Here is a 23,395-nt window from a genome sequence, read left to right as displayed (position 1 = left end):
GCGCCCTATCCGTTACGCGAAAATCCGTCTGTAACGTTCGCGCGGCTCGCGGGTCTGTAGACCTGTGCGCCACGCGAAGGGGACGACGATGATCGGGCTGACGTCCGAGAGCACGCCGCTGCGAGACGCCTCCGAGGTGGCGGATTTCGCGCGCCGCTGCTTCCAGCCGGCCGCGGAACGCCCGGACGCCGGGGAGCGGGTGGGCGTAGAGCTGGAGTTCCTGGTCTTCGACCGTGGGGCGGCGGCCGCGCACGTCCCGATGGCCGAGGTCGAGCGGGTCATTCCGGCGCTGCCGGGCGGCAGCCGGGTGACGTTCGAGCCGGGTGGCCAGCTGGAGCTGTCCGGCCCCGCGGCCTCGCTGCGGGACGCGCTGGACCGCATGGCCGCCGACGTGTCCGCCGTGCGCGCCGCCCTGCGCCCGGCCGGGCTGGTGCTGGCCGGGGTGGGCCTCGACCCGGTGCGCCCGGCCCGCCGCCAGCTCCGCGTGCCCCGGTACGACGCCATGGCCGAGTTCCTCGGCGAGCCGTACGGGGCGCTGATGATGTGCTCGACCGCGTCCGTCCAGGTCAACCTGGACCTGGGGGAGCGGCCGCAGGCCCGCTGGGAGCGGGCGCACGCGCTCGGCCCCGTGCTGATGGCGGCCTTCGCCAACTCGCCGCTCAGCCGCGGCCGGCCGTGCGGCTGGATGTCGGGCCGTCAGGCCGTCTGGGACCGCCTCGACCGCACCCGGACCTCGCCCGTGCCCGCCTCGGGCGACCCCGCCGCGGACTGGGCCGAATACCTGCTGGACGCCCGGCTCATGCTGGTGCGCGAGGACGACGAGCGCTGTCGCCCGGTGCGCGACGGCTCGACGTTCCGCGACTGGCTGAACGGCGCGGGCGAGCGCCGCCCCACCGCCGGCGACCTGGCCTATCACGCCACGACGGTCTTCCCCCCCGTGCGGCCCAGGGGCTGGCTGGAGATCCGTTATCTCGACGCCCAGCATCCGGCGGCCTGGCCGGTGTGCGTGGCCGTGACCCACGCCCTCGTCACCGACGACCGGGCCGCCGACGCCGCGCTCGCCGCCGTGGAGCCGTACCTGGATCCCGGGCGCGGGCCGTACCGGGAGTTGTGGGGGGAGGCGGCTCGGTGCGGGCTGGCCGAGCCGCGCCTGGGCCGGGCCGCCGAGACGTGCTTCCGCGCCGCCCTGGAGGCGCTGCCCCGTCTCGGCGCGGACCCCGGCCTGATCGGCGAGGTGGCCGCGTTCGCCGACAGGCACGTGACACCGGGCCGCTCACCGGCGGCCGACCTGATGGATCCGGTGCCGGGGCGGCGCGTCCCGGCCTGGCTGAACGGAGAAGGACGGCAATGAACGACATCAAGGAACGTATCGCGGCCGAGCTTCTCGCAGTGCGCGACCGGTCGCTCACCTATACCGAGGCGGAGGACGACCTGCTGGTGCGTCAGCACTCCCCGCTGATGTCGCCACTGGTGTGGGACCTCGCGCACGTGGGCAACTACGAGGAGCTGTGGGTGCTGCGCGAGGCCGCCGGCATCGACCCGCTCCGCCCCGAGATCGACGACATCTACGACGCCTTCAAACATCCGCGCAAGGACCGCCCCACCCTGCCGCTCCTGGGCCCGGCCGAGGCCCGCCGCTACATCGAGGGCGTACGCGGGCGCGTGCTCGACGTCCTCGACGCGATCGACCTGGAGAGCGCCGCGCCGCTGCACCGCGACGGCTTCGTGTTCGGCCTGGTGATCCAGCACGAGCACCAGCACGACGAGACCATGCTCGCCACCCTGCAACTGTCCGGGCAGCCCGGTCTGGTGCGCGACGGCGACCTGCCGCAGGGCCGGGCCGGCGGCCCCGAGGAGGTCTACGTGCCCGCGGGGGCCTTCATGATGGGCACCGCCACCCTGCCCTGGGCCTACGACAACGAACGCCCCGCCCACCAGGTGGACCTGCCCGCGTACTGGATCGACCGGCTCCCCGTCGGCAACCGCGCGTACGCGGCGTTCATCGAGGAGGGCGGCTACGACGACCCGCGCTGGTGGTCCGCCGAGGGCCGGCAGTGGCGGCAGCGCAGCTGGGTGACCGCCCCCCTGTTCTGGGTCAGGGACGGCGACGCCTGGTGGCGCAGGCGCTTCGGCCGGACCGAGCCCGTCCCGATGGACGAGCCCGTCCAGCACGTGAGCTGGTACGAAGCCGACGCCTACGCCCGCTGGGCCGGCAAGCGGCTGCCCACCGAGGCCGAGTGGGAGAAGGCCTGCGGCTGGGACCCGGAGGCCCGCCGCGCCCGGCGCTACCCGTGGGGCGAGGAGAGCCCGGACCCGACCAGGGCGAACCTCGGCCACCGCGCCGCCCACCCCGCGCCGCTGGGCGCCTACCCGGCCGGGGCCAGCGCGTACGGGGTCGAGCAGCTGGTCGGAGACGTGTGGGAGTGGACCGGCTCCTGGTTCCAGCCCTACCCGGGCTTCCGCAGCTTCCCGTACAAGGAGTACAGCGAGGTGTTCTTCGGCCAGGAATACCGGGTGCTGCGCGGCGGCTCCTGGGCGGCCGACCCGGCGGCGGTCCGCACCACGTTCAGGAACTGGGACTACCCGATCCGGCGGCAGATCTTCACCGGGTTCCGCTGTGCGCGTTCGGAGCTGGTCTGAGGTGTGCAGGCACGCGGCCTGGCTGGGCGAGCCCCGCCCGCTCACCTGGCTCATCCACGAACCCGAGCACGGCCTGTTCAAGCAGTCGTACGCGCCCCGGCACCAGCGCCAGGGCCTGATCAACGCCGACGGGTACGGCATGGGCTGGTACGACTCCACGCGCCCCGAGCCCGTCCGCTACCGCCGTACCGTGCCCATCTGGTCCGACGCCAACCTGCCCGCGCTCGCCCAGGTCGCCCGCTCGGCCTGCCTGCTCGCGGCCGTGCGCTCGGCCACCGCGGGCATGCCGATCGAGGAGAGCGCCACCGCGCCGTTCACCGACAAAGGGTGGCTGCTCAGCCACAACGGGCGCGTCAGCAAGGACGCGCTGCGCGAGCTCGCCGACGACCTGGCCGGTCGCGCGGAGAGCGCGTGCGACGCCGCCTGGATCGCGACCGCCGTGTTCCTGCGCGGGCGCGCCGGGCTGGGGCTGGGCGAGGCGCTGGCCGAAGTCGTCGTCCACGCCGGGAAGAAGGACCCCGGCGCCCGCCTGAACCTGCTCGCCTGCGACGGCGGGTCGATCGCCGCGACCGTCTGGGGCGACACGCTCTTCTACCACCAACACCACGACGGCGTGCGCGTGGCCAGCGAGCCGCTCGACGACCTGCCGGGCTGGCAGGCCGTTCCCGAGCACAGCCTGCTGACCGTCACCCCTGACCGCGTTGCCGTGCAGCCGTTGTGATCTCACCATAGGAGGCCTCATGGCCGTCAGTCAGTCGACCGTGCACGTGATCAACCATCTCGACCGTGACTACCTGCGGCAGGCGCTCGAACGTGACGTCAGGACGGGTCTGACGTCGTCGCCCAAGTGGTTGCCGCCCAAGTGGTTCTACGACACGGCGGGCAGCGAGCTGTTCTCCCGGATCACCCGGCTGCCCGAGTACTACCCGACCCGGCGCGAGCTGGCCATCCTGCGGGCCCGTGCCGCGGACGTGGCGGCCGCCTCCCGCGCGGACACGCTGGTCGAGCTGGGGTCGGGCACCAGCGAGAAGACCGAGCTGCTGCTGGAGGCGCTCGCCGCTGCGGGGACCCTGCGCGCGTACACGCCGGTGGACGTCGACGCCGTCACCCTGGAGGCGGCGGCGCGGCGGGTGGCCGGGCGGTTCCCCGGGCTCGACGTGCGGGCGGTGTGCGCCGACTTCGAGCGCCACCTGGGGCTGCTGCCGCGGGCCGGGCGGCGGATGGTGGCCTTCCTCGGCGGCACGATAGGCAACCTCGAACCCGTCGCCCGCCGGGCGTTCCTGAAGGAACTGCGGGCCACGCTCCGGCGCGGGGACACGTTCCTGCTCGGGGCCGATCTGGTGAAGGACACCGAGCGGCTGGTGGCCGCCTACGACGACCCGGCCGGAGTGACGGCCGCCTTCAACCGGAACGTGCTCCACGTGATCAACCGGCAGCTTCGGGCCGACTTCGAGCCGGAGGCGTTCGAGCACGTGGCGCTCTACGACGAGCGGCACGACTGGATCGAGATGCGGCTGCGGGCCGTCCGGGACATGCGGGTGCGGGTCGCGGAGCTCGGGCTCGAGGTCGACTTCGCCGAGGGGGAGGAGATGCGTACCGAGATCAGCGCCAAGTTCCGGCAGGAGGGGCTGCGCGGCGAGCTGGCCGCGGCCGGGTTCCTGGTCCGCCGCGGCTACACCGACCCGGACGGCGACTTCACGCTGATTCTGGCGGAGGCGTGACCCCCGGAACGGGACACGCGACCCCACCCACCGAGCCGGACGCCGCGCCGGACGCGCCGGTCGCCGGGCCCGGCGCGTCCGCCGCCGGGACCGACCCGTCCGGCGCCGGGCCCGGTGCGTCCGTTGGCGGGGCCGGGTGGGTGGCGGGGGTCGGGGAGATGTGGCGGGCCGCCCGGAGCGTCGTGCCGCCCGGCCATCTCGACGCGGCCGGGTGCAACGTGCCCAGCGACCGGGTGCTCGACGCGGTCGTGGCGCACCTGCGGCTGGAACGGGAGCGCGGCGGCTACGCGGCCGTCCCGGACCTCACCCCGGCCAGGTCGGCCCTGGCCGGGCTGGCCGGGGCCGGTCCAGGGGACGTGGCGTTCCTGGAGAGCGGCACGGCGGCGATGGCGGCCCTCCTGGGCGGGTGGCGGCTCGCGCCGGGCAGCCGCGTCGGCCACGCGCGCACCGAGTACGGCAGCACGCTGATGCTGCTGCACCGCCTGGCCGCGCAGCGGGGCTGGCGGCCGGTCGAGCTGCCGGTAGACGGCGACGCCCGCCTCGACCTCGAAAAGCTGCGGGCCCGGCTGGCGTCGGGGCTCGACCTGGTGATCGTCTCCCACGTGGCCTCCCACCGCGGCGTCGTGCAGCCCGCGGCGGAGATCGGGGCGCTGTGCCGCGCGGCGGGGGTGCCGCTCGTGCTCGACGTCTGCCAGTCACTCGGCCACGTCGAGGTACGCGGGGCGGGCGCGACCGCGTACGTGGGGACCTCCCGCAAGTGGCTCGCCGGGCCCCGCGGCGTCGGCTTCCTGATCGTCCCCGAACTCACGCCGGCCATGGACGCCGCGGTCCCCACCCTCGGCGGCCACCTGTGGACCCCGGACCCCGCGAGCCCGGACGGCCCGGCGCCGGTGTCCGAAATGATGCGGCACGAGAGCGCGGGCACGCCGGTGCCCGGAGCGATGCGGTACGAGAGCGTGGGCAGCCCGGCGCCGGTGGCCGGAATGGCGCGGTTCGAGAGCGCGGAGGCGGCGATCGCGGCGCGGGCCGGGCTCGGGGCGGCCGTGCTGGAACATCACGCGCTCGGACCCTCCGCCGTCCACGCGCACCTGGCCGACCTCGGTCGCACGGCGCGTGGCGTGCTCGACGGGGCCGGCGGGTGGCGGGTGGTCGAGCCGCTCGACGAGCCGTCCGCCCTCGTCACGCTCCGGCCACCGCCGGGGGACTCCGCGCAGGCCGCCGCCGCCCGGGCCGCCGAGGCGTCCCTGCTGGTCAACGTCGTACCGACCGCCCGCGCTCCGCTGGACCTGCGTGAACCCGTGCTCCGCGTCTCCCCGCCGCCCGGCACGCCGCCGGAGACCCTGCACGCCCTGGCCCGAGCCCTCGCCCGCTGACGCGGCAGCCCGATCCCGGGGTCCGTCAGGCGGTGCTCAGGACCGAGAACCAGACGACCTTGCCGCCGTCCGCCGGGGCCACTCCCCAGTCGTCGGCGATGGCCGAGACGATCTGCAGCCCCCGTCCCGAGAGCGCGTCGGCGTCGGGCGAGCACGGGCGGGGCTCGCCGTCGCCCGGGTCGAAGACCTCCCCGTACAACCGGTCCGTACGGTCCTCCAGGCGGAGCGCGTAGGCCGACCCGCCGTACCGGATGGCGTTGGTCACCAGTTCGCTGACGATGAGCACGCAGTCGTCGATCAGCCTTTCGAGGCCCCAGCCGGTCAGCTCCGTCCGTACCAGGGAGCGCGCCTCGCCGACGCCGGCCGGCACCGACGGCAGCAGGTACGCGACCGCGCGAGTCGGAGCGGCGGACAAGGAGCCGGGACGGGGGGACATACGCATCACGTCTCTCGAATTGGGAGCGCTCCCAACTCCACGATAATCGCTCACCTTCACTTATGTGAATGCGATTTTGTTACGATTCCGGGCTCGGAGAGACGCGTCAGGGGATGCGGGCGACCGCGCCGTAGTTGCCCGACGCGCTCGGCTGGTCGGCGCAGGCGAGGTCGCGCCCGCGGGGACGCCACTCCGGCACCCATACCAGCCCCGGCGCCACCAGGTCGAGGCCGTCGAGCAGGGCGGCGACCTCCTCCCGGGAGCGGATCGCGAGGCGGGGCAGCGTCATGGCGACCATGTCGCGGATGGCGGGCAGCAGCTCCGGCGGGATCGCGTCGAACGTGGTGTGCAGCAGTCCGAGGAAGCTGCCCTTGGGCGCGGTGTGCTGGAGCCGTTTGATGACGTAGTGGGCGTACTCGTCGTCGTCGAGGCTGTGCGACGAGAGCAGGAGCACCGCCAGGGGCCGGTCCCAGTCGATGAACGTCTGCACCACGTGGTCCTGGAGCATCTCGTCGATCTCCCGGACGTCGCCGTCCACCACGCGGACCAGGTCGGTGAAGGGCTCGATGGTGGCCTGGGCGGTGGCCACCACCATCGGGTTGTTCTCCACGTACACGACCCGTACGGCGGAGCCGGGCGAGGCGCGGCGGGCTATGTCGTGTAACCGGTTCCCGGCCGAGAGGCCACTGGGGACGCCGCTGCCCACGATCATGAATTGGTCCACGCCGTCGGCCGCCAGGTCTGCCACCACGCGCGACAGGAATTGTAGAACAGCGCGGGCCGCGGTCGTGAGGGCAGGTGTCACTTGATCAAAATGGCGCACCACGTCTTTGTCCGCGAGGAAGTTGTCCTTCCCACCTGCGGCAGCGTCGAATATCCGAGTGATTCTGGCTTGCGTCGTGTCAAGCCTGGCCAGGTTTCGGACAGCACGTCGGTGCATGAGCGTTGCCCCTTTCCCCTCGCCGCTGACCTTTTTGCGGTAAGCGATCTTTGGACTTCACTCGATGACTCTGACCATATGTTCCAACAATTCCAGTCAATGACAATACGATAGACCGGTTATTTCGGGAAATGTTTGTTACCAGAATCTTCGCGACACGGCCGCTGCGATAGATCGTCCGCGAGTCCTCCCTGGTCATCGGCACTGTCGAGCCGCGCGGGGTACCCGGCGGGCGGCGAGGGCAGCCGCCAGGGCTCGTGGACGTACGGGGTGGACAGGCCGGCGAGTTCGGGTACATGCCGCCGGACGTAGTCGCCCGCCGGGTCGTAGCGCTTCGCCTGACGCAAGGGATTGAAGGTGCGATTGGGGCGGGTGTCGTTCCCGGTGCCGGCGACCCACTGCCAATTGCCCGAATTATCGGCCACGTCACCGTCGAGCAGGTGATCGAAGAAATGCCGTACGCCGTCCCGCCAGTCGAGCCCGAGATGCCTGACGAGATAGGCGGCAGTGATCAACCGGGCCCGATTGTGCATCCAGCCCTCGGCGAGCAGTTGACGCATTCCCGCGTCCACGATGGGCAGCCCGGTCATCCCGGCCTGCCACGCCTCCAGCGCGTCCCGGTCGTGCCGCCAGCGCCGTTCGGGGTGGCGGTAGTTCTCGCGGTTGATCCGCGGGAACGCGTACGTCACCTGGTGGTGGAAGTCGCGCCAGCAGAGCTGGCGGACGAAGGGCTCGCTGCGCGCGGCGCGGCAGGCCAGCTCCAGCGGCGACAGGCAGCCGAAGCGCAGGTACGGGCTGAGCCGCGAGGTGCGGTCGCCCGCCAGGTCGTCGTGCCCGTCGGCGTAGCCGTCCAGTCCATGCCGCAGCCAGCGGTCGGCGCGCTCGCGGGCCGCCGACTCGCCGCCCGGCATCGGTCCGGGCCCCCGGTGACCGGGCAGCCGCCCGGCGGCCAGGCCGGACGGCGTCCGCACGGTGCGCGGCGGCGGCAGCACCGGGCGGCGGGGGTGGCGACTCCACGCCCGCCAGTAGGGGGTGAAGACCCGGTAGTGGTCGCCGCCGCCCGAGGGCCGCAGCGCGTCCGGGGGCACGACGGTGACGCCGGGGAAGAGCAGGTACTCGATCCGCTCCCGGGCGAAGCGCTCCTCCCGCCGCCTGGCGAGCGCGCTGACGTCGGCTCCGGTGCAGATCGTCGTCGCGTCCACCTCGGCGGCCAGCTTCATCGTCTCGTGGACGACGTCGCCCTGCCGTACGAACAGGTCGCCCTCGCGGGCGCGCAGCGCGGCCCGCAGCTCGGCCAGGCACTCCAGGAGGAAGCCGTGCCGGTTCCCCTCCGGCACGGCCGGGTCCAGCACGAACAGCGGCACCACCCGCTCGGCCCGCTCGCAGGCGGCGACGAGGGCGGGATGGTCGTGGACGCGCAGGTCCCGGTTGAACAGCACGATCGCCGTGGACATGGGGACAGTGTGAGCCAGGCGCCGCAGGCGGGGCCCGTGGAAGCGCCGGGGGAGGCCGACCGGGAGCTCCAGGTGTGCCGCCACCACGCCCGGGCAGGCCGGCCGGAGCCTTAGGGTGCTAGGCATGGAGGCAGAGGCGGGCCCGCGCCGTTACGACTCGTTGCGCCGCACGACGCAGGCGCTGGAGACGCGGGCCGAGATCGCCCGCGCCGCGCGCCGGCTCTTCGTCGACCGCGGGTGGGCGGCGACGACCGTGCGCGACGTGGCCCGCGAGGCGGGCGTCTCCGTGCCGACGGTCTATTCGGTGTACGGCAACAAGACCGGACTGACCCGGGCCCTGGCCGACGCCGCCGACCTGTCGGCCGACCCGTCCCAGCAGCTCGCGGAGCTGGAGGCCCCCGAGACCGATCCCCAGCGGCAGCTCGCCGCGATGGCCGGCTTCGACCGGCGCCTGTACGAGCGCGCCGGAGACGTCATCACGCTGCTGCGCGAGGCCGGGCGCGTCGAGCCCGAGCTGGCCACGGTCTACCGCGACGGCCGCAGGCGGGCCGACGAGACCCGCGCGGCGGTGTTCTCCTCCTGGCCCGACGGCGTGCTCCGCCCGGGCCTGGACGTGCCGGCGGCCGTGGACGTCTACGCGGGCATGTGCAGCATCGACGTCTACACCACGCTCACCGCCGAGCGCGGCTGGTCACCCGACCGGGTCGAGCGCTGGTGGAGCGAGGCACTGGCCCGCGAACTGCTGAGCTGACGCGGCCGACGCTCGCCGTCTTCCGCCCTGTTCGGCATGCCCTGGCATGCCACTTAGGCCGAGCGGAAGGCGAAAGTTGCTCGATCATCCGCGATTACCCCCTCCTCTATCGGCGTAACTCGGGTTACATTCACCTTGATTTGCCCTCTCTTATCCCCCCGAGTAGACCGAAGGGAGAGGCAATGAGAGTGAAAACCGTGATCGCGGCCATGTTCGCTGCCGTGATCCTCCTGCCCGCCACCGCTCACGCCTCCGGGAGCCCCGCGGCCCCGCCGCCCGACAGCGCCTTCCAGAAAGTGACTCTCAACGACAATCCGGGCGAGCCGATGGACCTGGCGGTGTTACCGGACTCGAGGGTCCTGCACACCACCCGGGGCGGCGAGGTCTGGTTGAACGACCCGAAGACCGGCCTCAACACGCTGGCCGCCCGGCTCGACGTCTACCGGCACGACGAGGAAGGACTGCAGAGCATCGCGCTCGACCCCGGCTTCGGCAAGGGTTCCAAGAAGGACGACTGGGTCTACCTCTACTACTCGCCGCCTCTCGACACCCCGGTCGACGACCCGGCCACGCCGGGCGTCAACGAGGGCGACGCCCCGTTCACCGGCGCACCGGCGGACTTCGCCCCCTTCAAGGGGCTGATCCGGCTGTCCCGGTTCCGCTTCACCGGCGCCACCATCGACCTCCGCACCGAACAGCGCATCCTCGACGTCCCCGTGGACCGCGGCATCTGCTGTCACGTCGGCGGGGACATCGTCTTCGACGCCGCCGGCAACCTCTACCTGTCGACCGGAGACGACACGAACCCGTTCTTCTCCGACGGCTACACCCCGCTCGACGAGCGGTCCGACCGGAACCCGGCGTTCGACGCCCAGCGCAGCGCCGGCAACACCAACGACCTGCGCGGCAAGATCCTGCGCGTCAAGGTCCGCCCGGACGGGTCCTACACGGCCCCGCGCGGCAACCTCTTCCCGCCGGGGACCGCGGGCACCCGGCCCGAGATCTACGCGATGGGCCTGCGCAACCCGTTCCGCATCGAGGTCAACCGGTCCACCGGTGACCTCTACGTCGCCGACTACTCGCCCGACGCGAGGGAGGCCAATCCACAGCGCGGTCCGGCGGGGACCGGCAAGTGGACGAAGATCCGCAAGGCGGGCAACTACGGCTGGCCGTACTGCGCGACGGCGCGGCTGCCGTACGTCGACTACGACTTCGCGACCGGCGCGTCCGGCAGCGCGTTCGCCTGCGCCGCGCCCGTCAACGAGTCGCCGCACAACACCGGCCTGCGCAAACTGCCGCCGGTGGTCCAGCCGGACGTGTGGTACTCGTACGGGGCGTCGCAGGAGTTCCCGCAACTGGGCACCGGCGGGATCGGCCCGATGGCCGGGCCCGCGTACGACTTCGACCCGCGCGCCGCGCGCGGCCGGACCACCGTGGCCTGGCCCAAGTACTTCGACGGCGTCCCGCTCTTCTACGAGTGGACCCGCGACTACGTCAAGGCGATGCACGGCAACGGGCGGATCGAGGACGTGCTGCCGTCGCTCGTGTTCGACAACCCGATGGACATGGAGTTCGGCCCCGACGGCGCGCTCTACGTGCTGGAGTACGGCGACGGCTACTTCCAGGAGAACCCGGACGCCCAGCTCTCGCGCTACGACTACATCGGCAACACCGGCAACCACACTCCCGTCCCGGTCGCCGCCGCGTCGGTGACCGCCGGCCACGCGCCGCTCGCCGTCAACTTCACCAGTGCCGGCACGACCGACGCCGACGGTGACCGGATCAGCTACGCCTGGGACTTCGACGCCGACGGCCGGGTCGACTCCCGCAGCCCGCAGGCGTCGTACACGTATCGGCAGAACGGCCTCTACCAGGCCACGCTGCGCGTCACCGACGACGTCGGCAGGTCCGCGGCGACCTCGGTGCGGATCGTGGTCGGCAACGCCACACCGGTCGTCGAGCTGGTCAAGCCCGCCGACGGGCAGACGTTCACGTTCGGGGACACGGTCGAGTTCGAGGTGCGGGTCACCGACGACCAGCCGGTGAACTGCGCCAACGTGACCGTGGACTACATCCTCGGCCACGACGAGCACGGCCATCCGCAGACCACGGCCCGCGGCTGCACGGGCTCCATCCAGACCTCCGTGCCGGGCGGGCACGACCCGGATACCGACCACCTCACCGGCGTCTTCGTCGCCACCTACACCGACCCGGGCGGCGCGGACCTGCCCCCGCTGACCGGCAGCGACGAGGTCGTCCTCCAGCCCACACATTAGGAGAACCCATGTGCTACGGATACGGCCCCAGCAGGCGCTCCCTGCTCGCCGCGGGCCTCGGACTCGGGGCGGCGGCCGTCGCCGCCGCCTCCCCGGCCGCCGCGGCGGCGACGACGCACCACCCCGGCAAGGAGCGCATCCCCCGGGACCAGATCAGCATCCAGCTCTGGACGGTACGCGACGACCTCGCCAAGAACTACGACGCCACCCTCGCCTACCTGGCCGAGACCGGCTACCCGAAGGTCGAGCTCGCGCTCGGCTACTTCGGCCGCACCGCCCAGCAGTTGCGCACGTTCCTCGACGGGCTCGGCATCCGCGCCAGCTCCAGCCATGACGGCCTCACCACCGACCAGGCCGCCCTGGACACGAAGATCGACAACGCGCTGACCCTCGGCCAGTCCTACATGGTCGTCCCCTACCTGAACTCCACCAGCCTGGACGAGTGGAAGGCCTGGGCCGAGCGCATGAACGTCGAGGCGCGGGCCGCCCGCTCGGCCGGCCTGCGTTACGGCTACCACAACCACGCCCACGAGTTCACCACCGACCTCGGAGGGGGCCGGACCCCCTGGGACGTGCTCACCTCCGAACTCGATCCCCACCTGGTCCACCTGGAGATCGACATCTACTGGGCGGTCACCGGCGGCGTCGGACGCGGCGCCGCCGACCCGGTGCGCTTCGCCCTCGACGTCATCCGCAGGGCGCCGCAGCGCGTGCTGCAGTTCCACGTCAAGGACCGGCACCTCGACGGCGACATGGCCGACCTCGGCACCGGGACCATCGACTTCCGGCGGATCTTCGAGAAGCACAAGGTGAAGGAGTACATCGTCGAGAACGACACTCCCGACGTGACGCCCCGGCAGACGGCGGAGGTCGGCTACCGCTACCTGCGCAAGCTCAAGTTCTGACCACTGCCAGGTCGCCGAGCCCGCCCGCTGAGCCGGGCTCGGCGACCGGCCGGACCTCACGTATACGCGCCGTCAACTTTCCGCATGCGGGCGGGCCATACGGTCGTTCGCCATGTCGAGTCATCGGATTTCGCCGGAGCGGCCGTACAGTCCCGAAGCTCCGGAGAGCGACGCCCCCGAGGAGCAGGAGGGCGGGGGCGGCGTCATGGCGCTGCTCGAGCGCATCGGCTCCGTCGTCGTGCCGATCGCGGTGGCGCTCTACGCGGTCCTCTACATCGGCGTCGAGCAGATGTACGGCGTCTTCGGCGTCAATCCGCAGCAGGTGGGCGTCGACCAGTCGGTCCTGCTCGGCCGATTGACGAGCACGCTGGTCCTGCTCCTGCTGATCGCCCTCCCGCTGCTCGGCGTCCTCGCCGGCCTGGGCTGGCTGATCGACAAGCTGACCGGTGGCGGGGCGAACCGGCTCTTCCAGGGGGCCAGGAAGCGGCCCTGGATCGCCGCCACACTCGCGGCGCTGTGGTGCGGGGCGACGTACTGGGGCATCTTCCGCATGTTCGGCACGCTGGACCTGTTCGTCATGGTCGTCGTCGCGGTGGGGCTGGGCGTGCTGGCCTTCCTGATCCCGTTCCGGCTGCTGCGCCGCAAGCCCGTCGGGCGCGCCGGGACGAAGGTGATCATCGGCGGCCTGACCGGCGTCGGCCTGGGGTTCGTGCTCATCCTGAGCCTCATCGAGGGTGCGGTCCAGGTCCAGGAGACCGGGCAGGCCAACGAACTGCTGAGCGCGGTCGGCTTCCAGGACCAGTGGACGATCGTGAAGAACGCCGAGGACGACAAGCCGCTCTATGACGGCCGCTGGATGATGCTGCTGGGTGAGAGCGACGGCACGTACGTCATGTACGACTGCGACAAGCTCGAAACCTTCCGCAGGCCCATGGAGACCACAAACCTCAGCCGGATCCAGCTCGATCCCGAGCGCAGAGAGGGCTTCACCTGCGGCGATCTCGCCGAGCAGGACACCGCGCAGCAGGGCGACGGCAGTTAGCCGCGCTCGTTGGCGCAGCTCATCGGAAACACTCACACAAGGAGATCGGAATGCTCACTCTCTTGATCGGCGCGGTGATCGGCGGGGCCATCGTAGGCGGCCTGGGCCGGTTGATCCTGCCCGGACGCCAGGACATCGGCTGGTTCGCCACCATCGCGGCGGGCATCGTCGCCTCCGGCGTGGGCACCGGGATCGCCTACCTTCTGGGCTTCCAGGACAGGACCTGGCTGGTGATCGTGCTGCAGCTCGTCCTCGCCGTACTCTGCGTGGCCGCCGTCACGAGCATGCTGGGCAAGAAGAGCAGCAGGTCCTGAGGCAGCGGGGCGGCCGCCGCCGGAGCATCGGGCTCCGGCGGCGGCCGCTCTTGTGTATCCGGTGGAAGACGCGATCACTTCTTGTCCACAAGGCCGCCCTACGATCTCGGCTGTTTCTCAGGTTCTGACAGCGGAGTGTCAATGTCTAAGATCATTATCGCCGCCACGCCCGCGCACGGGCATGTGGCTCCTCTCCTCACCATCGCCGCCGACCTGGTGCGGCGCGGTGACAAGGTCGTCTTCCTCGGCGGCGCGAGGTTCAAGGAGCGGGTGGAGGCCGTCGGCGCGTACTTCACGGCGCTGCCCGCGGAGGCCGACTACGACGACCGGCGAATGGATCGGGAGTTCCCCATGCGCGGCCAGCTCCCGCCCGGCCCGGTCCAGCTCGGATTCGACGTCAAGCACATCTTCGGCGACCCGGTTCCGGCCCAGTACGAGGCGCTGCGGCGGCTGCTGGCCGACATCCCGGCCGACGTGGTGATCAGCGACAACCTGTTCCTCGGCGCCCTGCCGCTGTCCCTGGCGTCCGGGCCCGGCACCCGCCCGGTCACCGTCAGCGTAGGCGTCTCACCGCCGCCCCCGGCGACCGGCTGGGGCCCGGAGATCCACGTGGACGCGCAGGAGTATCTGGAGAAGCTGTTCGAGTCGGTCGGGGTGACCCTTCCCGGGTTCGCGCTCACCAGCCTGATCACGGTCCCCGACCACTACCTGCAGCTGACCGTGCCCGGGTTCGAGTTCCCCCGTGACGACCTCCCGAGCTCCTTCCGCTTCGTCGGCCCGCTGCCGTCGGCGCCCACCGGCACCTTCGAGCGGCCGTCGTGGTGGAAGGAACTGTCGGACGGACGCCCGGTCGTGGTGACGACGCAGGGGACGTTCGCCAACGTGGACCTGGAGGAGCTGGTCATCCCCACGCTGCGCGTCCTGGCCGACTCCGGCGCGCTCGTCGTCGCCGCCACCGCGCGGCCGGGCGGCGTCGAGGACGTACGGGCCATCATGGGCGATATTCCCGGCAACGCCCGGCCGGCCGACTTCATCCCCTTCGACCTGCTGCTGCCCCACGCCGATGTGCTGGTCACCAACGGCGGCTACGGCGGGGTGCACGCCGCCCTGCGGCACGGTGTCCCGCTCGTCGTCGGGGGCGTCACCGAGGACAAGCCGCTGATCGCCGCCCGGGTCGCGTGGAGCGGTACGGGCATCGACCTGGGCACCGCGCGACCCGACGACGCGGCACTCCGTTCGGCCGTGAACACCGTCCTGTCGACGCCGTCCTATCGCGCCCGCGCGCAGGAGCTCGCCAAGGAGTTCACGCGCTTCGACGCCCTGGAGTCGATCGCCGAACTGGTGGACGCGGCAGCCCGTCAGGGGTGACCGGGACCGGCAAGCGGGGGCCTTGGGGAGGAGGTCGCCGCGGAGACGAGGATCACGCGATGAAGCTCGGGTGGAGGAACGATCGATCATGAACACGGGCCTGCGGTTCGCCCTGCTGGGACCGGTCAGGGGGTGGCGCGGCGCGACGGAGCTCGACCTCGGCTCACCCCAGCAGCGGGCGCTGCTCGCCTTCCTGCTGTTACGCGAGGGCGAGGCGGCGTCGATCGACGAGATCATCGACGCGCTGTGGGGGGAACGGCCGCCTGAAAGCGCGCGCGCCGTCGTGCGCACCTACGTGTGCCGGCTGCGCCGCATCGTGTCGTCCGGCGCCGACGACGATCAGGTGATCAGGTCGTCAGGCTGCGGCTACGTCATATCCGCCGGCGCGGTGTCGGTGGACTGGCACTCCTTCCGCGAGCACGTGGGCGAGGCGCAGGCCGCGCGCGCCCGGGGGAACGTGGCCGAGGCGGCCGGCCTGCTGCGGAGCGCCCTGCACCTGTGGCAGGGCATGCCTCTGGGCGGGGCCCGCGGCGACTACGTCGACCGGGAGCGCACACGCCTGGTCCAGCGCAGGGTCGCCGCGCTGGAGGAGCGGCTGTCGTTCGACCTGGAGCTCGGCCGGCACGCCGAGGCGAGCGAGGAGCTGGCCGCGGCCGTCGCCGCCGAGCCCATGCGCGAGCGGCTGCGCGAGCTGCAGCTGATCGCCCTCTACCGGTCCGGCCGGCAGGCGGAGGCGCTGTCGGCATATGACGAGGTACGGCGGTTGCTCGCCGTCGAGCTCGGCATCGACCCCGGCGCCGGCCTGCGCGAGCTGCATCAGCGCATCCTGCGCGCGGACCCGGGGCTCGCCCCGCCGCGCCCGGCTCCGGCCGTCGCGGCCGAGCGGCCGCCCGCCCAGTTGCCCGCCGTGCCACCCGGCTTCGTGGGCAGGCAGGCGGAGCTGGCCGCCGTCCACGACACGCTCGGCTCCGACGGGTGGACGCCGGTGGTGGCGATCACCGGGATCGGCGGCGTGGGGAAGACCGCGCTGGCCGTCCAGGCGGCGCACGCGATGCGGGACCGGTTCCCGGACGGCCAGCTCTACGCGAACCTGCGCGCGTCCACCGGCCGACCGGCGGCCCCCGCCACGGTCCTGGGCTTCTTCCTGCGCTCCCTCGGCGTGCCGGCGGACCGGCTGCCCGGCCGGCTGGAGGAGCGGGCGGCGCTGTGGCGGACCGTGCTGGCCGACCGGCGAGCGCTGATCGTGCTGGACGACGCCGGCGACGCGAACCAGGTACGCCACCTGCTGCCGGCGGCCCTCGGCAGCGCCGCGATCGTCACGACCTGGCGGCACCTGATCGACCTGCCCGGCGTCCGCTGGATCGGGCTCGACACCCTGCCTCCTGAGGACGCGCTGGAGCTGCTGGCCCGGCTGGCGGGCCACCGGCGGGTCCTCGCGGAGCGTCAGGAGGCCGTGGAGCTGGCCGACCTGTGCTCGCACCAGCCGCTGGCCGTACGCGTGGCCGCCGACCTGCTGCAGGCCAGGCCGCACTGGACGGTGCGGCAGGTCCGCATGCGGCTGGAGGACGACCTGCACCGGCCCGCGGGCGCGAACGACGGCTGCGCGCTGATCGAGGCGCCCCTGCTGCTGGCCCAGAGCCTGCTCGACGCGCAGCAGGCCACGGCCTTCCGGCTGGCCGCGCTGCCCGACTACGGCGAGCTGACGGCGGAGACGGTCGCGGCGCTGCTCGGGGTGCCGCGACCGCGGGCCCATCGGCTGCTGGAGTCACTGGTCGACGCGCACCTGCTGCTGGCCGGGCCCGGCGGGACCTACCGGTACCACGGCCTGGTCAAGGCGTTCGCGAGGCGGCAGGCCTGGGCACGCGAGGGCGTCCAGCGGTGCGACGCCGCGTTGAGCCGGCTGCTGCGCTTCCACTCACGGCGACCGGCGGCCCTTCCCCTGGGCTGATCCGCCGCTGAGTTTGGCGGCGAGGGCCGCCCTGGCCTCGGTTCGGGAGTCGTAGAGGCAGTCCAGGGCGGCCTGCCAGCTCGCCCTGGCCGCCTCCAGGTCGCCGACGGCCCGCAGGGCGTCGCCGAGCCGCTCCAGCACCAGGGCGTCGTGGTCGCGACCGTGCCAGCTCTGGCCGTCGCCCGGCGCCAGGGACCTGCGGTAGTTGTCGATGGCCGCGCGGTACTCACCCAGGAGGTGATGCGCCCAGCCGATGGTGTAGCGGACGAAGCTCTGGCCGACCACGTTGGTCTGCAGGTTCAGCGACCGCCGGCTGTAGGCCAGGCCCGCGCGGGGCCGGCCCAGCCGGATCAGCACCCAGCCCACCGCGTTCAGCGCGCCGGCCTCCTCGAACGGGGTCGCTCCGTCCTGACGGGACAGCGCGAGGGAGCGCCGCGCGTGCTGCAGCGCCTCCTGGTGCCGGCCCTGCTGGTCGTGCAGGCGGGTCAGTTCGAGATGCGTGACGGACTGTCCCTTCACGTCCCCCAGCTCGGTGAACAGCCGCAACGAGCGCCGGTAGGTGTCGTGCGCCTCGTCGGGCAGCCCGGCGCGCGTGCACGCCGACGCCAGGGCGTGCAGGGCGTGGGCGTGCATGCGCGGGTCGCCCAGCCGCGCCGTGGCCCGCACCGCGGTCCGCGCCAGGGCCAGCACGCGCTCCGCGGGGGACATCAGGATCAGGTACGTGTGCACCGACCAGGCCAGGTGCGCGACATGGTGGTCGAGTCCGAGCCGGGCGGCGTGCTCGACGGTGGCGAGTACGACGTTCTCCTCGGTGCCGAACCAGGCCAGCGCCTGGATCGTGTCGTCGATCCGGTCCGGGGCGACGCCGTCCTGCGGTTCTGGGCAGGGGATCGCGTTCTGGCCCGGTTTGATCAGCTCCGAGCAGCGGTGGGCCGTACGGAGGTAGTGGTCGAGAAGCCGGTGCAGGGCGGCCGTGAGGTCCTGATCCGTCTCCTCCTCGGCGGCCGTCTCGGCGGCGTACGCGCGTAACAGGTCGTGGAAGGTGAAGCGGCCCGGCGCGTGCTCGGTGAGGAGGTGGGCGGCGGTGAGCTCCAGCAGCAGGGGGCGCACGCGGGAAAGCCGCGCACCGGCCAGCCCGGCTGCGGCCGACGCGCTGATGTCGGGCCCCGGCGCGGTGCCCAGCAGCCGGAACAGCCGGGCCGCCGCCGGGCTGAGCGCGCGGTAGGACCACGAGAACACCGCCTGGGGCGCCGCCGTCGCGTCGAACCCCGTGAAGCCGTCCAGGCTGCCGCGGGCCCGGCGCAGCTCGGCCGCCATGGACGCCAGCGTGAAGGACGGATGGGTCAGGGCGTAGGCGGCGACGGCGACCAGCGCGAGCGGCAGCCCGCCGCACAGGGACAGTATCTGGGCGGTCGCGTCCGGCTCCGCCTCCACCCGCGCCGCGCCCAGCCGGGCACGCAGCAGGTCGGCGGCCTCGCCGTCCGGCAGCGGCTCCAGGGCCAGCGGGTGCGCGTCCTCGTCGGCGACGAGCCCGTCGAGCCGGTTCCGGCTGGTCACGATGGCCAGGCAACCGGCGGACGCGGGCAGCAGCGGGCGCACCTGCGCGGCGTCGCGGGCGTTGTCGAGCAGCAGGAGCAGCCGCCGTCCGGCGACGCGGCCACGGAACAGGGCGGCCCGCTCCTCCACGGTGACCGGGATCTCCTCCGCGGCCACGCCGAGGCCGGCCAGCAGCGCGTTCAGCGCCTCACCGGCGCTCATCGCCTGCTCGGTGGGGTGGAAGCCGCGCAGGTTCAGGAACAGCTGGCCGTCGGGGTAGTCGTGCGCGACCCGATGCGCCCAGTGCACGGCCAGGGTGGTCTTGCCGACGCCGCCCATGCCACAGATGACCCTGATCCCCGTGGCACCCGGCCCGTCACCGTCACCGTCCCAAGCCTCCACGGGCCGCTGCTCCACCGGCCGTTCCTCCACCGGCAGCCCTGTCTCCGGCAGCCCTTTCTCCGGTGCCGGAAGCCGCGCCAGCTCCGCGCTGCGCCCCGCGAAGACCGGCGGATCCGCGGGCAGCTGGGCGGGCCTGGTCACGCCCGCCCGCGCCACGGGCCGGGCGGCCGGGCGGCGCAGCACGCTCTCTCCCGCGGCCGTCAGCTCGGGCCCGGGGTCGATCCCGAGATCCTCGGCCAGCTGGGCGCGGACCTCGCGATAGAGATCGAGGGCCTCGCTCTGGCGGCCGGTCGCGGCCAGCAGCTGGACCAGCCGGGCCTGCAGCAGCTCGTCCAGTGGCTCCCGCTCGGCCGCCGCCCGCACGGCCGGCAGCAGCGGCGCGGGCATGCCGGCGGCCAGCGCGTATTTGGCGGCCTCGCCGACCGTGGCGGCGTACTCGCGGTCCAGGGTGACGAAGACCGGCCGGGCACGAACCGCGGGCGGGATCCCGGCGCCCGCGGACCCCCGCCACAGCCGCAGCGCCCGCACGTAGCAGTCCACCGCTTCGGCGGGCCGGTCCTCGGCGGCGGCCGTCCAGGCCCGCGCGACCTGCTGCCGGAACTGGAGGAGGTCGGCGCTGGCCGCGTCCACCGCGAGCCGGTAACCTCCCGCCGCGGGCAGGAGCCAGCGGCCCGTCTCCCGTGCCGCCAGCCCCGGCTCCAGCGTCCGGCGCAGCATGCCGACGTTCCGATGCAGCACGTTGAGCGCGGTGGGCGGCGGGTCCTGCCCCCACAGCCCGTCGACCAGGTCCTCGACGCCGACCGGCTGACCTCCGGCGGCCAGCAGCAGGGCCAGAAAGGCACGCTGCTGCGGCGCGCCCAGCCGGAGCTCGCGCTCCTCCCGCAGCACCCGCACCTGGCCCAGCAGCGTGAACCACATATGGAGAAATCACCCCTTTCCCCGACATCTCACCACGTCCACGCGTGGCCGTCCGCCGAGATCAGGTGCAGAGCGAGTTGACCTTGTCGAGGGCGGCTTTCATGTCGGTCCGCACCTCCTGCAGTTTGGCCAGGGCCGCGTCCTTGTCGGACGTGTCGATCTGGGCACCCGTGAAGGTGTCGGCCATTCCGTTCAGGGCCGTCGCGAGGTCGCCGTCGGCCTTTCCCGCGAGTTCTTTCACCTTCGCGCCGATATCGGCGTTCAACTTGTTCATGCTGTCGGCGTCGCCGGCCGCGGATTGTGCCTGCTTTGTGTATTCCTCGTAGAGCTTGAAAGTCTCGGTGCACAATTCGGCGTTACCGCCGCCACCGCAGGCGCTCGCGAACCCGGCGAGGGCCACGCAGGCCACGGCGGCGGCGAGACCTCGGCGGAAGGGAGTGCGGAACATGGAATGCCTTTCTCGGTCGGCGGAAAACGGGAGGACGATCGCACCGACCGTATGACGCGGGCCTCCATAATGGATTGATGCCGCGCATACCGGAATCGGGTAATCCGTATATGCGCGAATAAGGATTCCGCGTCCTCAGGGGCGCGCGGTTCCGGAAGGCGCCGGCCGCCGGTAGGTGAACGTGCCGCCCGCCGCCGGCTCCGTGACGAGGTGGTGGTCGGGGGAGAGCCCGCAGGCCGGATCGGTGCGGGTCGCGTCGCCTGTCAGCGCGTACGCCTGGCAGCGGCAGCCGCCGAAGTCGAGCGCCTTCCTGGGGCAGCTCGCGCACGGCTCGCGCATCCAGCCGGTGCCCCGGTAGGCGTTGAAGGCGGGCGAGTGCTCCCAGATCCAGCCGAGCCGGTGATCGCGGGCATTGGGGATCTCCAGCGGCAGGTCGTACGCGGCCGGGCAGGGCAGCACGCGGCCGTCGGGCGCGACGGTGATCGAGATCGCGCCCCAGCCGCCCATGCAGGGTTTGGGCACGCCGTCGAAGTAGTCGGGGATCACCCAGATCAGCTCGACGTCCGTCTTGTCCCGATAGTTCTGGACCACGGCCTCGGCGCGGGCGAGCTGCTCCCTGGTGGGCAGCAGCGCGGACCTGTTGAGCAGCCCCCACCCGTAGAACTGGGTGTTGGCCAGCTCGATGCGCTCCACCCCCCACGCCAGCCCGAGCTCGATGATCTCCCCGATGACGTCGAGGTTGGCCCGGTGCAGGACCACGTTGAGCCCGAGCGGCAGCCCGCTCGCGACCACCGCCGCGGCGGCCCGCTCCTTCCGCGCGAACGACGCGACTCCCGCGATCCGGTCCGACTCCCGCGCCGTGGCCGACTGGACCGAGAGCTGCACGCTGCGCAGCCCCGCCGTCGCGAGCTCGCCCGTCCTGCGCTCGGTCAGTCCGACGCCGCTGGTGACCAGCTGCGTGTAGACGCCCGCGCGGTCGGCCGCCGTCACGATCTCCGCCAGGTCGGGCCTCAGCAGCGGCTCGCCGCCGGAAAGATGCGCGTGCACGATGCCCAGCGCCGCCGCCTCGCGGAAGATCCGCCGCCACTCCTCGGTGCTCAGCTCGCTCGACCTGGCCGCCAGCTCGGTCGGGTTCGAGCAGTACGGGCAGCGCAGCGGGCACGCGTGGGTGAGCTCGGCCAGCATGGCCCAGGGGGCGTTCACCGGAGCCAGCCCTCGGCCCGGACCCGTTCCAGGAACTCCACGATGTCGGACTCCGGCCCCTCGGGCAGCTCGGCGACGATGTCCGCCACGGTCCGCGCGCCGTCGCACAGGGCGACGATGGCCGCCGCCTCCGCGTTGAGCACGACGATCCGCTCGGGGACGATCAGCAGGTCAGCGCCGCGTACGGGGTCGTGGCGGAGCATGGCGGAGCGCGACAACACCGGGCGCCAGGTCATCGGTACGCCCCGTCCACCGCGTCGAGCAGGGACCACAGGAGGTCGCACTTGTAGGCGAGCGCCGCGACCGCCTTGTCCTGGTCGGCGCGCGTTCTGGCCCAGTCGAGCACGAGGGCCAGGGCCTCGCCGCTGTCCTGGCGGCCCTGGGAGACGCGTACCTGGAAATATCGCAGTCCGTCCGGGTCTATCCACTGGTAGTGCCGTTCGAAGGCCGCGATCCTCGTACGCATGAGGTCCGGGGCGAACAGCTCGGTCAGCGACGCCGCGACGGCCTCCAGCGCGGAGCCGTTGCGGCACAGGTTCACGTAGCCGTCGACGGCCAGGCGCACGCCGGGCAGCACGCCCTCGCCCGACAGCAGCAGCGACCGCTCCAGCCCGGCCGCCTCGCCCAGGCGCAGCCACCGCTCGATGCCGCCCTCGCCGGGCGCGGCGCCGTCGTGGTCCTGGATCCTGCGCAACCACATCCTGCGCAGCTCGGACGTGGTCAGCTTGGCGATGATGAACGCGTCCTTGACCGGGATGTGCCGCTGGTAGTGGAAGCGGTTGAGTATCCAGCCCCGCACTTCGTCGCGGCTCAGCTCGCCCGCGTGCATGCGCTGGTTGAACGGGTGCAGGTGGTGGTAACGCTTCTCCGGTACGGCACGCAGCTCCGCCTCGAAGCCGTTCAAAGGTCGATCACCATCCCGTCGGCGGCCACCTCGATCCCCAGCTCGGCGAGCACCTTGTGCTGCTCGGCGGCCGGGTCCACGAGGGGGTTGGTGTTGTTGAGGTGGGTGTAGAGCCGGCGGCCGGGCAGCTTGGAGAGCCGTTTCATGGTCGCCTCGATCGGCAGGTGGCCCATCTGGGTGGCGGTCCTGGCGGAGATCCCGGTACGGCGGGGCTCCTCGTCGTCCCAGAACGTGCCGTCCACGATCACGCACGCGGCCTGCCGGAACGCCTCGTCCAGTTCGTCCGGCCACACCCCCATGGCCGGCGCGTACACCAGCGGCCCGAGGCGCAGCGCCGACACCCAGCCGGCGGCCTCAGGGGAGCCGGCGGCGTAGCGGGGACGCTTGCCCGACACCGGTACCGTGTCGGCGTCGGCCCAGGTCAGCTGCAGGTAGGGGCGCAGGAGCTCGGCGAAGGGCCGCAGCGCGTGCCGTACGACCGGGGTGGAACGCACCTCCAGCGCGTCGGCCTCCCTGAGCCTGAGCAGGCCGATCGTGTGGTCGAGCTCGGCATCGGTGAGGATCACGCCCTTGAGCGGCGACTCGCGGGGCCCCGGCCCCGGGCGCAGCCACGCGCACGCCTCGATCTGCTCGGCGATGTCGGGGGTGGCGTTGACGACATAGGCGCCGTCGTCGAGCTGGACGGCCAGGCTGGCATGACGTCGGCGGCGGCCCGGATGGGCGCGTGCCCCGGAGCAGCCGGGGCACGCGCAGTTCCACTGGGGCACGCCGCCCCCGGCCGCGGTGCCGAGCACCTGCAGTCGCATGGCGGCGCCC

21 protein-coding genes are annotated in these 23,395 nt (G+C 72.7%); 12 read left to right on the top strand and 9 right to left on the bottom strand.

Features of this window, described 5'->3' with window-relative positions; all coding sequences use genetic code 11:
- Window positions 1-88: 88 nt before the first annotated feature.
- The 5 genes from egtA to egtE are packed head-to-tail and all read left to right on the top strand — an operon-like array spanning window position 89 to window position 5,734.
- Window positions 89-1,351 carry an ergothioneine biosynthesis glutamate--cysteine ligase EgtA gene (egtA, locus tag ABZS69_RS03240; RefSeq protein ID WP_355365618.1) on the top strand — a complete coding sequence of 421 codons (1,263 nt, stop codon included), beginning with the start codon at window positions 89-91 and terminating at the stop codon, window positions 1,349-1,351.
- The gene (gene egtB / locus ABZS69_RS03235; RefSeq protein ID WP_355365615.1) at window positions 1,348-2,640 is read left to right on the top strand and encodes an ergothioneine biosynthesis protein EgtB; all 1,293 of its coding nucleotides are present in this window, start codon (window positions 1,348-1,350) and stop codon (window positions 2,638-2,640) included. The genes egtA and egtB overlap by 4 nt, the downstream gene beginning before the upstream one ends.
- A gap of 1 nt (window position 2,641) precedes the next feature.
- The gene (gene egtC / locus ABZS69_RS03230; protein ID WP_355365612.1) at window positions 2,642-3,361 is read left to right on the top strand and encodes an ergothioneine biosynthesis protein EgtC; all 720 of its coding nucleotides are present in this window, start codon (window positions 2,642-2,644) and stop codon (window positions 3,359-3,361) included.
- 19 nt (window positions 3,362-3,380) lie between these two features.
- Complete coding sequence (egtD, locus tag ABZS69_RS03225; RefSeq protein WP_355365609.1) at window positions 3,381-4,361, top strand: L-histidine N(alpha)-methyltransferase; 981 nt, start codon at window positions 3,381-3,383, stop codon at window positions 4,359-4,361.
- A complete protein-coding gene (egtE, locus tag ABZS69_RS03220; protein WP_355365606.1) occupies window positions 4,358-5,734 on the top strand; it encodes an ergothioneine biosynthesis PLP-dependent enzyme EgtE in 1,377 nt (458 codons plus the stop codon). The genes egtD and egtE overlap by 4 nt, the downstream gene beginning before the upstream one ends.
- A gap of 25 nt (window positions 5,735-5,759) precedes the next feature.
- Here the strand turns inward: egtE and ABZS69_RS03215 are convergent, their stop codons facing one another.
- The 3 genes from ABZS69_RS03215 to ABZS69_RS03205 form a co-directional block, all read right to left on the bottom strand.
- Window positions 5,760-6,170 (bottom strand): ATP-binding protein, encoded by a 411-nt coding sequence (locus ABZS69_RS03215; RefSeq protein ID WP_355365603.1) that lies wholly within the window; start codon window positions 6,168-6,170, stop codon window positions 5,760-5,762.
- A gap of 106 nt (window positions 6,171-6,276) precedes the next feature.
- On the bottom strand, window positions 6,277-7,110 hold the full coding sequence (locus ABZS69_RS03210; protein WP_355365600.1) for an SAM-dependent methyltransferase: 834 nt from the start codon (window positions 7,108-7,110) through the stop codon (window positions 6,277-6,279).
- Window positions 7,111-7,229: 119 nt separating this feature from the next.
- Window positions 7,230-8,564: a deoxyribodipyrimidine photo-lyase gene (locus ABZS69_RS03205; protein WP_355365597.1), complete on the bottom strand. Its 1,335-nt coding sequence runs from the start codon at window positions 8,562-8,564 to the stop codon at window positions 7,230-7,232.
- 124 nt (window positions 8,565-8,688) lie between these two features.
- On the opposite strand from ABZS69_RS03205, the gene ABZS69_RS03200 reads away from it, so the two are divergent.
- From ABZS69_RS03200 to ABZS69_RS03170, 7 genes are all read left to right on the top strand, one after another.
- Window positions 8,689-9,315: a helix-turn-helix domain-containing protein gene (locus ABZS69_RS03200; RefSeq protein ID WP_355365594.1), complete on the top strand. Its 627-nt coding sequence runs from the start codon at window positions 8,689-8,691 to the stop codon at window positions 9,313-9,315.
- A gap of 182 nt (window positions 9,316-9,497) precedes the next feature.
- A complete protein-coding gene (locus ABZS69_RS03195; RefSeq protein ID WP_355365591.1) occupies window positions 9,498-11,591 on the top strand; it encodes a PQQ-dependent sugar dehydrogenase in 2,094 nt (697 codons plus the stop codon).
- A gap of 8 nt (window positions 11,592-11,599) precedes the next feature.
- Entirely contained in the window at window positions 11,600-12,496 is an 897-nt protein-coding gene (locus ABZS69_RS03190; protein WP_355365588.1) for a sugar phosphate isomerase/epimerase, read from the top strand.
- A gap of 112 nt (window positions 12,497-12,608) precedes the next feature.
- Window positions 12,609-13,538, top strand: a complete 930-nt coding sequence (locus tag ABZS69_RS03185) for a hypothetical protein (RefSeq protein ID WP_355365585.1) — start codon at window positions 12,609-12,611, stop codon at window positions 13,536-13,538.
- Between the two features lie 50 nt (window positions 13,539-13,588).
- Window positions 13,589-13,852, top strand: coding sequence for a GlsB/YeaQ/YmgE family stress response membrane protein (locus ABZS69_RS03180; RefSeq protein WP_355365582.1), 264 nt, complete (start codon window positions 13,589-13,591; stop codon window positions 13,850-13,852).
- A 141-nt stretch (window positions 13,853-13,993) separates the two neighbouring features.
- Window positions 13,994-15,220 (top strand): nucleotide disphospho-sugar-binding domain-containing protein, encoded by a 1,227-nt coding sequence (locus tag ABZS69_RS03175; protein WP_355365579.1) that lies wholly within the window; start codon window positions 13,994-13,996, stop codon window positions 15,218-15,220.
- A gap of 88 nt (window positions 15,221-15,308) precedes the next feature.
- A complete protein-coding gene (locus ABZS69_RS03170; RefSeq protein WP_355365576.1) occupies window positions 15,309-17,168 on the top strand; it encodes a BTAD domain-containing putative transcriptional regulator in 1,860 nt (619 codons plus the stop codon).
- Here ABZS69_RS03170 and ABZS69_RS03165 read toward each other — a convergent pair.
- From ABZS69_RS03165 to ABZS69_RS03140, 6 genes are all read right to left on the bottom strand, one after another.
- Complete coding sequence (locus ABZS69_RS03165; protein ID WP_355365573.1) at window positions 17,136-20,024, bottom strand: BTAD domain-containing putative transcriptional regulator; 2,889 nt, start codon at window positions 20,022-20,024, stop codon at window positions 17,136-17,138. The two genes, ABZS69_RS03170 and ABZS69_RS03165, sit on opposite strands and share 33 nt — an antisense overlap.
- 61 nt (window positions 20,025-20,085) lie before the next feature.
- On the bottom strand, window positions 20,086-20,472 hold the full coding sequence (locus ABZS69_RS03160; RefSeq protein WP_355365570.1) for a hypothetical protein: 387 nt from the start codon (window positions 20,470-20,472) through the stop codon (window positions 20,086-20,088).
- A 135-nt stretch (window positions 20,473-20,607) separates the two neighbouring features.
- Window positions 20,608-21,675 carry a pyrroloquinoline quinone biosynthesis protein PqqE gene (gene pqqE / locus ABZS69_RS03155; RefSeq protein WP_355365567.1) on the bottom strand — a complete coding sequence of 356 codons (1,068 nt, stop codon included), beginning with the start codon at window positions 21,673-21,675 and terminating at the stop codon, window positions 20,608-20,610.
- Window positions 21,672-21,911: a pyrroloquinoline quinone biosynthesis peptide chaperone PqqD gene (pqqD, locus tag ABZS69_RS03150; RefSeq protein WP_185069146.1), complete on the bottom strand. Its 240-nt coding sequence runs from the start codon at window positions 21,909-21,911 to the stop codon at window positions 21,672-21,674. Before pqqD ends, pqqE begins: the two co-directional genes overlap by 4 nt.
- Window positions 21,908-22,579 carry a pyrroloquinoline-quinone synthase PqqC gene (pqqC, locus tag ABZS69_RS03145; RefSeq protein ID WP_355365564.1) on the bottom strand — a complete coding sequence of 224 codons (672 nt, stop codon included), beginning with the start codon at window positions 22,577-22,579 and terminating at the stop codon, window positions 21,908-21,910. The genes pqqD and pqqC overlap by 4 nt, the downstream gene beginning before the upstream one ends.
- Window positions 22,576-23,385, bottom strand: a complete 810-nt coding sequence (locus ABZS69_RS03140) for an MBL fold metallo-hydrolase (protein ID WP_355365561.1) — start codon at window positions 23,383-23,385, stop codon at window positions 22,576-22,578. The genes pqqC and ABZS69_RS03140 overlap by 4 nt, the downstream gene beginning before the upstream one ends.
- Between the last annotated feature and the right edge of the window lie 10 nt (window positions 23,386-23,395).

Source organism: Nonomuraea sp. NPDC005650, from assembly GCF_040605375.1.
In the GTDB taxonomy this organism is placed as follows: domain Bacteria; phylum Actinomycetota; class Actinomycetes; order Streptosporangiales; family Streptosporangiaceae; genus Nonomuraea.
The sequence above is the reverse complement of the archived record's forward strand: the minus strand, read 5'-3'. Positions and strand labels throughout refer to the sequence as shown.